The organism is Amycolatopsis sp. Hca4 (genome assembly GCF_013364075.1).
Taxonomy (GTDB): Bacteria; Actinomycetota; Actinomycetes; order Mycobacteriales; family Pseudonocardiaceae; genus Amycolatopsis.
In genome coordinates this window covers 3,143,523-3,157,466 of sequence record NZ_CP054925.1, presented here as the reverse complement: position 1 = coordinate 3,157,466, position 13,944 = coordinate 3,143,523, and the positions used below count along the sequence as shown (strand labels likewise).

At 70.7% G+C, this 13,944-nt stretch carries 11 protein-coding genes and 1 pseudogene; 7 read left to right on the top strand and 5 right to left on the bottom strand.

All coding sequences use genetic code 11. From position 1 onward, the window contains the following. Positions 1 to 28: 28 nt before the first annotated feature. The 4 genes and pseudogenes from HUT10_RS13745 (at position 29) to HUT10_RS13730 (ending at position 6,161) form a co-directional block, all read left to right on the top strand. Positions 29 to 1,510, top strand: coding sequence for a serine/threonine-protein kinase (locus HUT10_RS13745; protein ID WP_176171564.1), 1,482 nt, complete (start codon positions 29 to 31; stop codon positions 1,508 to 1,510). A gap of 91 nt (positions 1,511 to 1,601) precedes the next feature. After that, positions 1,602 to 2,615, top strand: a complete 1,014-nt coding sequence (dapA, locus tag HUT10_RS13740) for a 4-hydroxy-tetrahydrodipicolinate synthase (protein ID WP_176171563.1) — start codon at positions 1,602 to 1,604, stop codon at positions 2,613 to 2,615. Continuing rightward, a complete protein-coding gene (locus HUT10_RS13735) occupies positions 2,612 to 4,309 on the top strand; it encodes a ribonuclease J (RefSeq protein ID WP_176171562.1) in 1,698 nt (565 codons plus the stop codon). Before dapA ends, HUT10_RS13735 begins: the two co-directional genes overlap by 4 nt. Positions 4,310 to 4,518: 209 nt before the next feature. Further along, a pseudogene (locus tag HUT10_RS13730) lies at positions 4,519 to 6,161 on the top strand (substrate-binding domain-containing protein). 3 nt (positions 6,162 to 6,164) lie between these two features. Here the strand turns inward: HUT10_RS13730 and HUT10_RS13725 are convergent. After that, a complete protein-coding gene (locus HUT10_RS13725; protein WP_176171561.1) occupies positions 6,165 to 8,183 on the bottom strand; it encodes a hypothetical protein in 2,019 nt (672 codons plus the stop codon). Positions 8,184 to 8,411: 228 nt separating this feature from the next. On the opposite strand from HUT10_RS13725, the gene HUT10_RS13720 reads away from it, so the two are divergent. Continuing rightward, a complete protein-coding gene (locus HUT10_RS13720; protein ID WP_176171560.1) occupies positions 8,412 to 8,600 on the top strand; it encodes a hypothetical protein in 189 nt (62 codons plus the stop codon). Here the strand turns inward: HUT10_RS13720 and HUT10_RS13715 are convergent. After that, entirely contained in the window at positions 8,575 to 9,927 is a 1,353-nt protein-coding gene (locus HUT10_RS13715) for an amino acid permease (RefSeq protein WP_176171559.1), read from the bottom strand. The genes HUT10_RS13720 and HUT10_RS13715 overlap by 26 nt on opposite strands. 66 nt (positions 9,928 to 9,993) lie before the next feature. After that, positions 9,994 to 10,941, bottom strand: coding sequence for a DMT family transporter (locus HUT10_RS13710; protein WP_176171558.1), 948 nt, complete (start codon positions 10,939 to 10,941; stop codon positions 9,994 to 9,996). 230 nt (positions 10,942 to 11,171) lie between these two features. Between HUT10_RS13710 and HUT10_RS13705 the strand changes: the two genes are divergently transcribed. Next, complete coding sequence (locus HUT10_RS13705) at positions 11,172 to 11,708, top strand: hypothetical protein (protein ID WP_176171557.1); 537 nt, start codon at positions 11,172 to 11,174, stop codon at positions 11,706 to 11,708. A 109-nt stretch (positions 11,709 to 11,817) separates the two neighbouring features. Next, the gene (locus tag HUT10_RS13700) at positions 11,818 to 12,309 is read left to right on the top strand and encodes a hypothetical protein (protein ID WP_176171556.1); all 492 of its coding nucleotides are present in this window, start codon (positions 11,818 to 11,820) and stop codon (positions 12,307 to 12,309) included. Between the two features lie 30 nt (positions 12,310 to 12,339). On the opposite strand, the gene wrbA is transcribed toward HUT10_RS13700, so the two are convergent. Further along, complete coding sequence (wrbA, locus tag HUT10_RS13695) at positions 12,340 to 12,954, bottom strand: NAD(P)H:quinone oxidoreductase (RefSeq protein WP_176171555.1); 615 nt, start codon at positions 12,952 to 12,954, stop codon at positions 12,340 to 12,342. A 34-nt stretch (positions 12,955 to 12,988) separates the two neighbouring features. Then, positions 12,989 to 13,804 (bottom strand): 1-acyl-sn-glycerol-3-phosphate acyltransferase, encoded by an 816-nt coding sequence (locus HUT10_RS13690; protein ID WP_176171554.1) that lies wholly within the window; start codon positions 13,802 to 13,804, stop codon positions 12,989 to 12,991. Between the last annotated feature and the right edge of the window lie 140 nt (positions 13,805 to 13,944).

Genomic DNA, 13,944 nt, shown 5'->3' with positions numbered 1-13,944 from the left:
CTGCGCGACCGCCGCCAAAAGGAGCACCGTGACCGACGAACAGACCCGGCCCTACCCGCCGCAGGCCCCCGTCACGCCTGGTCAGCGGGTTGTCGCCGGCCGCTACCTGCTGCTCGGCGAACTCGGCCGCGGCGGCATGGGTGTCGTCTGGCGGGCGCAGGACCAGGTCATCGGGCGGCAGGTCGCCGTCAAGGAGCTCCGGCTGCCCGACGCCGAGTCCGCCGCCGTCTTCTCCGAACGGGCGCTGCGCGAGGTGCGCACGGGCGGGCGGCTGAACGACCCCGCCATCGTCACCGTCTACGACGTCATCACCGACGGCGGGACCACCTTCATCGTCATGGAGCTCGTCGAAGCGCCGAGCCTCGCCGACCTCGTGCGGCAGCGCGGCCCGATGCCCGCCGCGCAGGCCGCGCAGGTGGGGGAGCGGGTGCTCGCCGCGCTGCAGGCCGCCCACTCCGCCGGGATCGTGCACCGGGACGTCAAGCCCGCGAACATCCTCGTCGCGCCGGACGGCCGGGTGAAGCTGACCGACTTCGGCATCGCCCACGCCGTCGACGACCCGCGCCTGACCACCAGCGGCATGATCGTCGGCTCGCCCGCCTTCATGGCGCCCGAACGCGTCCAGGGCCGCGAAGCCCTGCCCGCGTCCGACCTGTGGTCCCTCGGCGCGACGCTGTTCTTCGCCGTCGAAGGCTCCATCCCGTTCGAGCGCGCGACCACCGCGGCGACGCTGCACGCGATCATGACCGAGATCCCGTACCTGACCCGCGGCCACGGCCCGATCGCCGCGGCCATCCTCGGCCTGCTCGTCGCCAACCCCGACGCCCGGCTGACCGCGGCCCAGGCCCAGAACCTGCTGACCACGGCGCAGGGCGTGCGGCCGACCCCGCCGGGCGGCACCGCCATGCTCTTCCCGTCCGCCGCCCCGGCGGCAACGGCGAAGACCCACCGGGCCTGGTGGCTCACGGGCGCCGCGGTGCTCGTGGCCGGTGCCCTGGCCGGCGGCTTCTTCGCGGGCAAGGCGTACGAGACGCCCGCCCCGGACGAGCAGAAGCAGCCGACGATGACCTACGGCGTCGGCGGCCAGCTCCGCACCGACATCGGCGGCTACTACCGGTGCTTCAACACCCCGATCCAGGACGGGTCGATCATCAGCGAGGAAGACAACAAGACCGACTGCGACAAGAGCCACACGCTGGAGGTCTACGAGATCGGGAACCTGATTTCGGTCGAGAACTGGAGCACCGACGACGCCAAGGTCGCGGCCTACCCCGGCCTGCCCGCCGTGACGGCGAGCGGGGAAGCCGCGTGCGCGACCGCGTTCCGGTCGTCGATCGTGCCCGAGGCGAACCGGGCGGACCTCACCTTCCGCGCGCTCGTGCCCACCGAGACCGAGTGGCGCCGGGCGCCGGCGAAGCAGGGTGAAGAGCCCAGCCGCGAGTTCTACTGCTTGCTCGCGCGCGCCGACGGCGGCCCCATCACCGCCCCGATCGTGACCAAGGTCAAGTAGAAGTTCCGCGACGAGCGGCCGACCCCGGGAAATCCTCCTGGTGACCAGGTCGGCGCGGTTTTCGTCGGACCCTCGGGGTACCGTCTCACCCATGTCCAACCCACCTACCGCAGCGCCCGGACGGCCGTTCGGGCGCGTGCTCACCGCGATGGCCACCCCGTTCGACGCCGAGGGCGCGCTGGACCTGAAGCGGGCGCAGGAGCTGGCCGAGCACCTCGTGGAGCTGGGGAACGACGGCCTCGTGGTCAACGGCACCACCGGCGAGAGCCCGACCACGAGCGACGCGGAGAAGCAGGACCTGATCCGCGCCGTGGTCGAGGCCGTCGGCGACCGCGCGACCGTCGTGGCCGGCGCGGGCACCAACAACACCGCGCACAGCGTCGAGCAGGCCAAGCAGGCCGAAGCGGCGGGGGCGCACGGCCTGCTGGTCGTCACCCCGTACTACTCGCGGCCCAGCCAGGCCGGGCTGTTCGCGCACTTCACCACGGTCGCCGACAGCAGCGGCCTGCCCGTGCTGCTCTACGACATCCCGCCGCGCTCGGTCGTCCCCATCGAGGTCGACACGCTGCTGCGGCTGGCCGAGCACCCCCGGATCGTCGCGGTCAAGGACGCCAAGGGCGACCTGATCGCCGGCTCCGAGGTCATCGCCAACACCCACCTCGCCTACTACTCGGGTGACGACGGGCTGAACCTGCCGTGGATCTCCGTCGGCGGGGTCGGCGTGGTGAGTGTGATCGGTCACGTCGTCGCGGGCCGGATCGGCGCCATGATCGACGCCTACGAAAAGGGCGACACCTCCACCGCGCGCACCAACCACCGCGCGATGCTGCCCGTGCTGCGGGCGATGTCGCGGGTCGGCGGGGTCGCGTTCAGCAAGGCGGCGCTGCGGCTGCGCGGCTTCGACATCGGCGACCCGCGGCTGCCGATCGTCGCGCCGACCACCGAGCAGACGGCCCTGATCGCCGCTGATCTTGCCCAGGGCGGCGTGCCGCTGGGCGACACGGCGGCTCAGGACTGGCATGGTGAGCGGGTGGCACAAGCAGACTCGCGAGCGGCCTACGTCGCGCCGACCTCGCACACCAGCGTTGGGACCCTGCCTCGGTGAGCTCACTTCCCCCAGGTCCAGGCCCCACCAACGCCCCGCCCGCACTGCCCGAGGGAGCTCTGCGCGTCGTCGCGCTGGGCGGTATCGGCGAGGTCGGGCGCAACATGACCGTCTTCGAGTTCGGCGGCCGGCTGCTCATCGTCGACTGCGGGGTGCTCTTCCCCGAGGACGACCAGCCCGGCGTCGACCTGATCCTGCCGGACTTCCGCGCGATCGAGGACCGCCTCGACGACATCGAGGGCCTGGTGCTCACCCACGGGCACGAGGACCACATCGGCGCCGTCCCGTTCCTCCTGCGCCTGCGGCCGGACCTGCCGATCTACGGATCGCGGTTCACCAACGCGCTGCTCGCCGCGAAGGCGAAGGAGCACCGGCAGCGGCCGAAGCTGATCGAGGTCCGCGAAGGCGAGCGCCGCGACGTCGGCGTGTTCAACCTCGAGTTCTTCGCGGTCAACCACTCCATCCCGGACGCGCTCGCGGTGGCGATCCGCACCCCGGCCGGCGTGGTCCTGCACACCGGCGACATCAAGCTCGACCAGCTCCCGCTGGACGGGCGCCTCACCGACCTGGCCGGCTTCTCCCGGCTCGGCGACGAGGGCGTCGACCTGTTCTGCGTCGACTCGACCAACGCCGAGGTGCCCGGGTTCGTCATGCCCGAGCGCGACATCGGCCCGGTGCTCGACGACGTCATCCGGCGCGTGGACCAGCGCGTGATCGTGGCCTGCTTCGCCAGCCACGTGCACCGCGTCCAGCAGGTCCTCGACGCCGCCGAGCGGCACGGCCGCCGGATCGCGTTCGTCGGCCGGTCGATGGTCCGGAACATGGGCATCGCGGCCGAACTGGGCCTGCTGAACGTGCCGGACGGCCTGCTCGTCGACCTCGACCAGGCGAGCACCCTGCCGGAGAGCAAGGTCCTGTTCGTCTCGACCGGGTCGCAGGGCGAACCGCTCTCGGCGCTGTCGCGGATGGCGCGCGGCGAGCACCGGCAGATCTCGATCCGCGCGGGCGACACGGTCGTGCTGGCCAGCTCGATGATCCCGGGCAACGAGACAGCGGTGTTCGGCGTGGTCAACGGCCTGACCCGGCTCGGTGCGAACGTCGTCCACCAGGGCAACGCGAAGGTGCACGTGTCCGGCCACGCGTCCGCGGGCGAGCTGCTCTACCTGTACAACGCGGTGCGCCCGAGCAACGTGATGCCGGTCCACGGCGAGTGGAAGCACCTGCGCGCGAACGGCGAGCTGGCGATCCGCACCGGCGTCGCCCCGGACAACGTGGTGATCGCCGAGGACGGCGTGGTCGTCGACCTGGTCGACGGCAAGGCGTCCCGCACCGGCCGCGTCGAGGTCGGGCACGTGTACGTGGACGGCCTGTCGGTCGGCGACGTCGGCGAGTCGACGTTGTCGGACAGGCTGGTCCTCGGCGAGGGCGGGTTCATCTCGATCAGCGTCGCGGTGGACTCCAGCACGGGCCGCGCGGTCAGCAGCCCGACGGTGTCCGGCCGCGGCTTCTCCGACGACCCGAAGGCGCTCGCCGCCGTCGTGCCGCTGGTGGAGATGGAGCTGGCGCGCACGGAGGCCGAGGGCATCACCGACACGCACCGGATCGCGCAGGCGGTCCGCCGGGTGGTGGGCCGCTGGGTGGCCGACACCTACCGCCGCCGTCCGATGATCGTCCCGACGGTCATCCCGGTCTGAGTCCTTTCCCGCGGAACGCCTTCGCCTGGTGGGCGAAGGCGTTCCGCGTTTTGTTCCGCCGTCCGCGGCCGTGGACACCCGCTGCGGGTGGGGACGGGTCCCTCCGGAGGAGGAGTTCGTCCGCCTGTTAGGCCGTCCGGCGCACGTGCGGCCGCTTTGCTGCGGGATAACCTTGATCCCCACCCGCCTCGCGCAGAGAGGCCGCGCCGATGGGACGTCATTCGGACGGGAGCCGACACCGGCTGCTGGTGCCTGTCCTCGCGACCGGTCTCGTGCTGGTCCTCGGAGCGGCCGCGTGGGTGACGGTGACGACCGTGCGCGCCAAGCCGAAGTGCGAGCAGCCGGCGAAGGTCCTCGTCACCGCTTCGCCGGACATCGCGCCCGCGCTGTCGCTCGTCGTGCACAGCCTGAACCTCCAGTGCGGCAGCATCGAGATCCAGACGCGCGAAGCGACGCAGGCCGCCGAGCGGCTCGCCCTCTCGGACGGCAGCCCGCGGCCGCAGGTCTGGGTGCCGGACTCCACGCTCGCGCTGCGCCGCGCCCACCAGCTCGGCGCGGCCGACGTCCCCGAGACCGGGGCGTCGGTGGCGAGTTCGCCGGTGGTGCTCGCGGTCGCCGCGGACGTCGCCAAGGGCCTCGGCTGGCCCGACCGCGTGCCCACCTGGGCGGAGACACTGGCCGCGCCCGGCGTCGTGCCGGGGATGCCGGACCCGTCGCGGGACGCGGTCGGCGCGGTGGCGTTGCTGGGCCTGCGCGACAGCGTCAAGGCGGCACCCGAGCCGTCGGCGGCGTACGTGGCGATGCTGCGGCGGTTCTCGTCCAACACGCTGGGCGCGGAGACCGAGCTGATCGCCCGGCTGCCGGGATCCAGTGACGGCAGCGGCGCGGCGGCGGTGACGGCGTTCCCCGCGTCGGAGAACTCCTTGCTGCGCCACAACGTCGAGGACCCGAGCTCCCCGCTCGTCGCGGTCTACTCGACGGCGGTGCCCACATTGGACTACCCGTTCGCGGAGCTCGGCGGGATCACGCCCGAGCAGCGCCCGCTCGTCCAGGCGCTGCGCGACGCGGTCCTGGGCGACGCGGGATCGGACGCGATCGCCCGCACGGGCCTGCGCGCGGCGGGCGGCCAGGCCCTGCGCGACCACCCCGACGACCCGCGGGTCCAGCCGACGGGCATCCGCGTGGCGAACCTCCCACCGGCACCGGTGGTCGACGAGCTGCTCAACCAGTGGGCGGGCATCAACCTGAGCGCGCGGGTCCAGGTGCTGATCGACGTCTCGGGCTCGATGAACGCGCAGGTGCCGGGGACGAACCTGAACCGCATGCAGGTGACGATGGAGGCGGCGGCCAAGGCCATGCACCTGTTCAAGCCGGCGACGCAGCTGCGGATGCTGGCGTTCTCGACCCGCCTGGACGGCGACAAGGACTACCGCGAGCTGCTCCCGATGGCATCGGTGGCCCAGCACCTGGCGAGCGGAGCACTGGACAAACTGGCCAGGGTGACGGCCACCCCGGACGGCGGAACGGGGTTGTACGACAGCGTCCTGGACACGTACCGAACAGCGCGGCGAGAGTGGGAGCCGGGCCGGTTGAACCTGGTGATCGTGATGACGGACGGCCGCAACGAGGACCCGCACGGCATCTCCCGCGCGGACCTGCTGACCGAGCTGGCGAAGCTGCAGGACCCCCGCCGCCCGATCCCGCTGATCGGAGTGGGCATCGGGCCGGACGCGGACAAGACGGAGCTGGACCAGCTGACGGGTGCGACGGGCGGGCAGGCGTTCCTGGCCCGGACCCGGCGAAGATCACGGACGTGTTTTTCGGGGCTCTGTCCCGAATCGCCGGCGGATGAGGGTCACGGCTCGAGCCAGCCTGCTTTTAGCAGTTCCAGATCCCAGCTTTCGGCCGGAAGGCCGTCCTCATCGACGCCGAAGCGCCGGATGGCATCGGCTTGTTCTGCCAGCCCGTGGCGTCCACAGAAGCCCACGACTTTTTCGATCCCGATGATCTCCGCGTTCAGGGCCGCGACCATCATCGCTCGGGCGAATGTCTTCTCTTCGGCCTTCTCGGCCTCTTGAACCGCGATATCGAGGTCTTCGATCGCCTTTCGTCGTACATCGAGGGCCGGGTCCATGGTTTCGATCAGCTCTTTCAGTCGCCGCACCCGTTCGTTGCCATCCGCGGTGTAATTTTCGGCGCCTTCGTGGAAGATCTGCATATTGGCCCGAATGTCATCGTCGGACGAGTTGGGACGAACTATCAGCGGCAAGAAAAAATCGTCGAAGTACGACAGCCTCTCGTTCGATTCGATCTCCCTCTTGGCGGCCAGGAGGAGGCGTACGGTTCCGGCGTCGAATGCGACAGCGGCCAGTGCACGGAGGTCGTCGAATCGCTTCTGCCGGGCGAGGAGTCTTGCGAGCTGGTCGAGGACCTGTTGGGCCCTCCGCGGAGCCTCGGATTCGAGGATCGAAGTGGCGCCGGACACGTCCTCGGCCATCTCCAGCAGTTCTGCCAACGGCCAGGCGGACTGCCGGTGACCGAGGGTCAGTGCGCGATGATGCAGAAGGGCAGCCATGCGGTGGCGGCCTACGTCGTGCAGTCGAGCCGCAACGGCATGCAGTACTTCCGGCTCGTCGGTCCAGGTGTAGACGGAGTGGAACAAGGCTCCGGGTGGGAAGAGGTTCTTGCGCTCTTCCCTCGCCTGCTGCTCCAGGAAGTCGGCGACGCGGAACTTCGCGGGCCGTTCTCCGGTGGTCTCGGGCCTCTGTCGCGCGCGGGTCAGCGGGCCGGGCAGGCCGCGAGCTGGTGAGCAGACGACATCCAGCGCCTGCTCGAACCAGTCTTCGGGGAGGATGTCGAATTCTTCCGCCGAGAAGTAGCTTGCCGCGGCTCGGCGCAGCAGGTCTTCGGGTATCTGTACCGGATGGTCGAACCTTCTGAGATCGACGGCCGCGTCCAGCACCGCTCTCGCCGGACGCGGCGCGTTCCGATAGCGCTCCACGAGGTTCGGGGCGCCCGAAAGGAACTGCGTGACTTTTCCGGAGGAGGACTGGCTCTGCTGCGCAGCGGTCGCCAGCCGCGGGTCCTCTCGGGAGGCGATCCGGAGCGAGTGCATGGCTGCTGCGTCGAAGCTGTCCGGCACTGCGATGTCGGTGCCGTCCAGCAGTTGACGAGCCTGTGCGTGGGGGTCCGATTCGTTCGGTGGTGGCTGCCTGGTGAGCCGCCACCAGTGGTCGGGCCATGTCGTACCCAAGACGAGAACCGGCCCCGAGGCGGGGCTCCGGAGCAGCTCACGGAGTCCGGCGGCGACCCTCTCCCCGGCGCTGGGCAGGAGGTAGAACTGGATCTCGTTCAGCCAGATCACCGTGTGCGGCGGGACGCCGGAGTCCAGGGCGGCCAGCAGGGCAGCAGGCCGGTCCGGCTCGATCGGGTGCCAAAGCCGCCAGGGCATCGGCAGCGCCCGCACTGCTTCCCAGCAGGCGCGCGTCTTGCCCGTCGACGATTCGCCGACGAGGACCGCGATCGAGCTGGACCCCCGCTCCGCCGAAGCAACGGCTCCTCGCAAGGACTCGTCATGGGGACGTGCGATGTAGGTGGGCAACGGCTGGAGCCCGGCGTCGGCGGCACCCGCGTCGATCGACCGGTGCACCTCGAGGTCGAACGGATCCCATTCCGGGATCGGCCGCCCCAGCGCACGGCCCGCGCTTTGGGGGAGCGGGCGGGACTCCTCGACCAGTGTCGCCCAGTACTGCCGACTCGGCTTCTCGCCGGCCCACCGACTGTAGACGTCAACGAGCTTCCAAAGCTGGTCGTGGTCCTTCGGCACCCGCGGGGACGTCGGCGAGAACCAGCCGCTCACCGTCTGTTTGGCCAAGCCGGCTTGTCTTGCGGCGGTACCTCGCGAGTCATCCTTGCCCGAGTCCCGTCTGGCGGCTCGTGCCCGGTTCTCCAACGACTCGAGTTGCCGGAGCAACTCGCTCATCCGTCCCGCCCCCTCGCCGACCCTCTCGGACGCGGCGTGTCACCAGGCGGGTCAGTCTATTCCCGTCTCTGCGGTCCGACTGCGACCCCCGAGAGGCCGCGAGCCGCACAGGCTGATGGCATGAACAACTCGCTGATCGTCATGTTCTTCTTGCCTGTCATGCTTCGCGGGATGCGCTACGCCGCCCTGCTGAGCGGGCTTGTTCTGGCCCTCCGCGGACGCGACAACGCGACGGCGGCCGAGATGTACGGAACGTTTACAAGGTCCGTCGGAGCCGAACCCATCAGGCGGCGGATCGCCGGCGGATGACCGCGTAGACGCCCAAGATCACCGCCAAGCTGACCAGACTCAAGGACAACTGCGCCCGTGTGTCCGCGTCCACGAACAGCATCGACGCCACCACCACCAGCGTCAGTCCCAGCGTCACCCAGCTCAACCACGGGTACCCCCACATCCGCAGCTTCAGCTTCTCCGGCGCCGACGCCTCGAGCGTCCTCCGCATCCGGATCTGCGAACCGCAGATGATCGCGTACACGAACAAGGCCACCGCGCCCGCCGAATTGATGATGAAATAGAAGATCTTGTCCGGGGACACGTAACTCATCACCACCGCCACGTACCCGACCGACGTCGACGCCAGGATCGCCTTCCACGGCACGCCTCGCGCGTTCGTGTCCGCGATCCAGCCCGGGGCCCAGCCGTGGCGGCGCAACGCGAACAACATCCGGGATGCCGTGTACAGCCCCGAATTCAGCACCGACAGCGCCGCCGTCAGTACCACCGCCGACACGATCGTCGAGGCCGCCGGGACGCCGAAACGGCCGAACGCCGCCGCGAACGGGCTTGTCTCGCTCGGGATTTCGCGCCAGGGCGTGATCATCACCAGCAAGGCCACCGAACCCACGTAGAACACGATCACGCGCCAGACGATCGTCGACGTCGCCTTGCGGACCGCCGTCTCCGGCTGGTCGGACTCCGCCGCCGCGATCGTCACGATCTCCGCTCCGAAATAGGAGAAAATCACGATCACCACGCCGTGCACCACCGAAAACGGGCCGTTCGGGACGAAGCCGTCGAGGCCGATGTTGCCCACCGAGAAGTGGGCGTCCGGCCAAAGCCCGAGCACGAACAGCGTGCCCAGCACCAGGAACACGACGATGGTGGCGACCTTGATCGACGCCAGCCAGAACTCCGTCTCGCCGAACGAGCGCGCCGAGGCCAGGTTCGTCGCCGTCAGCAGCAGCATCAGGGCCAGGGAAAACACCCACTGCGGCACGCCGGGGATCCAGCCCTGCAGGATCTTCGCGCCCGCGACCGCCTCGAACGCGACCACGCCGACCCAGAAGTACCAGTACAGCCAGCCGATCGTGAAGCCGGCCCAGCCGCCGAGGGCGTCGCGCGCGTACTCCATGAACGAGCCCAGTGACGGCGCCGCGGTCGCCATCTCGCCGAGCATCCGCATCACCAGCACCACGAGCAGCCCGCCGACGGCGTAGGACAGGACAGCCGCCGGGCCGACGGTGTGGATCACCGCGCCGCTGCCGATGAACAGGCTCGCGCCGATGATGCCGCCGAGGGCGATCATCCGGACGTGCCGCTGCCGCAGATCGGGCCGCAGCCCGGATTTCGTCGCCACGTGTCCTCCCGGGGTGAGCCTGGATTTTCCCACTCGGCGGCTATCCGGTGCAGGATTTGCGCAACGTCACCGCGTGAGCAGCTCCGAGTTGCGCTGCACGACGTACGCGCCGCCCAGCAGGATCGCCGAGCCGAGCAGCTGGGGCCAGGCGAGCTGCTCGCCGAGCAGGACCCACGCCGCGACCGTCGTGATCACCGGCTCGACCAGCCCGAGCACGCTCGCCACCGACGCGGGCAGGTGCCGCAGCGACGAAATGCCGCACACGTACGCGAGCACGGTCGCGACCAGGACCAGCAGCGTCAGCAGCAGCCACACCGGCGGGTGCCAGGCGCCGAACCCGACCTCCGTGCCGAGCAGCCCGGCGGGCCACGTCCACGGCGGCGCGACGAAGCCGATCGCCACCGCGCCGATCACCATGCCCCAGGTGACCAGGCCCAGCGGGTCGATGCCGGCCACCGCGCGTTCGCCGAGCAGGAAGTACCCGGCCGAGCACAGCGCCGCGCCGAAGCCGGCGAGCAGGCCGAGCCCGTCGAGCGTGACGCCTTCCCAGACCTGCGCGACCAGCGCGAGCCCGGCCATGGCGAGCGCGATCCCGCCCCACACCGCCCGCGGCAGCCGGTGCCGCCGCACGAACCGCACCCACAACGCGATCAGCACCGGCGAGACGAACTCCAGCAGGATGGCGATCCCGACCGGGATCCGCCCGGCGGCGACGAAGTAGAGCAGCTGCACGCCGGCCACGCCGAGCAGGCCGTACCCGGCCAGGACCGGCAGCTCGGCCCGCCGCACCCGCAGCTTCCGCGGCGCCACCAGCGCCACCCCGGCGAGCAGCACGACCCCGGCCAGCGAGATCCGGGCCGCGGCCACCTGCTCCGGGGTGATCCCGGCGGACATCGCGGACTTGCCGAGGGTGCCCGACGTGCTGAAGAACAGAGCGGCGAGCAGGACATAGGCGGTCCCGCGGCCCCGGTGGGCAACCCGGGGCGGCGCGACGACGGGCAGTTCGGTGGTCACCACCGGGACTGTAGGTGGCCCGGCGTCACCGCCGAAACCATTTTCCCGGTTATGCCGATCACGTCGACGCCGAGTCCGTTTCGTTACGTTCGGGCGGGAACCGCGCGCGGGGGCAGGCGTCTTCCGGATGTCTCGAAAGAGACGGGGGACCCCGCGATTCTTTTCGGCGGGGAAGAGATTCACACAATTCTCGCGTGCTGTCGTCATGCGATGAATCCTGGAGGGAAACAATGCGAAGAGTTCTTGCTGCCGTCGGTGTGGCCGCCGGTTTCGCCCTGCTGTCGCCGATCACGGCGTCGGCCGCGGAAAAGCCGGAAAACCCGACGATGAAGGTCACGGTGTCGGGCAGCGTGGTGACCATCTCGGCTGTCTGCGACACCGCCGGCACCACGGCCGAAGGGGGTTACGCGGAGCCTCGTGGGCACGAGCCGATCGGCTGGGGAGTCATGAAGGCGAGTGGGAAGAAGCGGTCCATCACGTTCACCGGGGTCCGGCCGGGGAACTACGTGGCCTCGATGTATTGCCACGAAGGCGGACCCGGCTCCGGGGGAGCCGTGCGGAATTTCACCGTCGGGAAGCCCGTCAAGCCGCCGGTGAAGACCGCGCCGCAGGTTGCGGTGAAGCCGCAGGGGGCGCCGCAGACCGGTGGTGGCCCGGCCGATGACGAATCCGGCGGCGTCGCACCGCTCGTCGCGGGCGGCGGCGCGCTCGCCCTGCTGGGTGCGGGCGGCGCCGTGGCCCTGCGTCGCCGCGCGGCCCGGGGCTGACCGGACCGCCGGAGGCGAGTCCGTTTCGTTACGTCCGAGCCGCAACCACGGCGACGGCGGCAGGCGTGTTCCCGGTGCCCCGAAAATCCCGCGATCAATTGGAGGGAAAATGCGAAGATCCATTGCCGCCGCGGGTGTGGCTGCCGGTTGCGTGCTGCTGTCGTCTGCCGTGGCTTCGGCCGATGAGGCGTACCCGGGCAATCCGACGTCGATGAAGGTCACCGTGAAAGGGAATGCGGTGACCGTCACGGGTACGTGTGCCACCGCCGACGTCAGGGCCTTGGCGGCTTACGACTTCTACCGTGGTCAGCGGCCGATCCAACAGGGGATCATGGTTCAGAACGGGAACAAGCACTCCATCACGTTCAGCGGGGTGCAGCCGGGCGTGTGGTACGCCACCATGTCCTGCCTCGAGGGCGGCACCGGCAGTTGGTGGCGGCAGTTCACCGTGGGGGCCACCGGCACGCCGACGCCCACCAAGCCGGCGCCGAAGCCCACCAAGCCGAAGCCGAAGCCCGCGCCGCAGGTGGTGGTGAAGCCGCACGGGGCGCCGCAGACCGGGGGTGGTCCGGTCGATGGCGAACTCGCCGACCGGCGCTGATCCGGGGGCCGGGCTGGAGCGCCCGGACCTTCACTCCGCCTGCTTCAGCCCGGTCGCGACGTGCGTGGTGATCGTGGCCAGCCGCCGTCCCTGCAGGCGCAGGGCGTCGAGGGCGATGTCGTCCGGTGCCGCGGACTTGCGGGACACGAACGAACCGCCGTACGGGTTTCCGGACTCCTTCAGGTGCGGGTCCGTGTAGCCGAGCGGGACGACGATCGCGCCCCAGTGGTAGAAGACGTTGTTGATCGCCAGCAACGTCGATTCCAGGCCGCCGTGGGCTGTGGACGCCGTCGTGAACGACGTGGCGACCTTGTCCGCCAGCTTTCCCTGCGCCCACAGGCCACCCGTGCTGTCCAAAAAGGACTTGAGCTGGGCGGCCGGGCCGCCGAACCGGGTCGGGCTGCCGACGGCGAGCCCGTCGGCCCACTCGAGGTCGTCGAGGGTGGCGAGCTCGTGGTGCGGGCCGGCGCCGACCCAGGCCTGCCAGCGCGGGTTCCGCGCGATCGCCTCGGCGGGCACGGTCTCCGGCACCGTCCGCACCCGCACGTCGGCCCCGGTCTCGCCCGCGCCCGCGGCGAGGGACTCGGCGAGGGCGGCGGTGTTCCCGGTCGAGCTGTAGTAGACGACGAGTATCCGTGTGCTCACGTCCGCCGACTCTAGGGGTGCGCTCCCGCGCGTCTCACGATCCGGACTGCGGCTTCCAGGGGCTGACCGTGTCGGTGGGCCGCGTCGGGTCGTGGAACCGGGGCCGGTCCAGCTCGTCGCGGCGCAGCGGGACGAGGCCGTCGGTGATCGCCTGCATGATCTTCGCGTGCGCGCGCACGCCGGCGCCCGGCCGCTGCGTGTCGATGTCCGACAGGTCGACGGGGTCGCCGAAGTGCACCCGGAACTTCGGCCGGCGCAGGGGCGCACTGAGCCCGGAGCGCGCCAGCGGGACCAGGTCGGCCGGGCCGTTGACGGTCTCGGTACCCCAGTAGACGGCCTCGTGCGCGCCCCACTGGCTGATCGGGATCACCGGCACGCCCGCCGCCAGGGCCAGCCGCGCCGCGCCGGTCTTGCCGCGCTCCGGCCACAGGCCGGGGTCGTGGCTGATCCGGCCCTCCGGGTAGACGATGATCGGCTCGCGGGTGGTCTTCATCGCCTCGACGGCCTCGGCGAACTGCCCGACGGCGGTGCCGGCGTGCTTGCGGTCGACCCGCAGGTGCCCGCTGACCCGCAGCGCCGGCCCGATCACCGGCGCGTCGAGGATGCCGCCGGCCAGCATGAACCGCGGGTTGATGCCGATCCGCTTGCACGCGGCCATCAGCACGAAGGCGTCGAACACCCCGATGTGGTTCGCGGCCATCAGCAGCGGCCTGCCCCGCAGCTGCGCGGGCACCCGGCCGGTCACCGTGAGCCGCCCGACGAGGTTCACCAGCCCGCGGTCGATGTTGAGCATGGTCCGCCAGATGGCGGGCGCCCGGCGAGCGGTGTTGTCGGAGTTCAGCGCGACCATGGGGCAGAGCATGGCAGACGCCGATTTCACCCGTTTGCGCACTGGCCGGATCGGTTCACCCGGATGGCCGCTCAACCCGCGGTGTGAGGCAGAAGTTCACCCTGGGCCGAGAGTGGCGCGTGGGACGAACCGCCACGGCC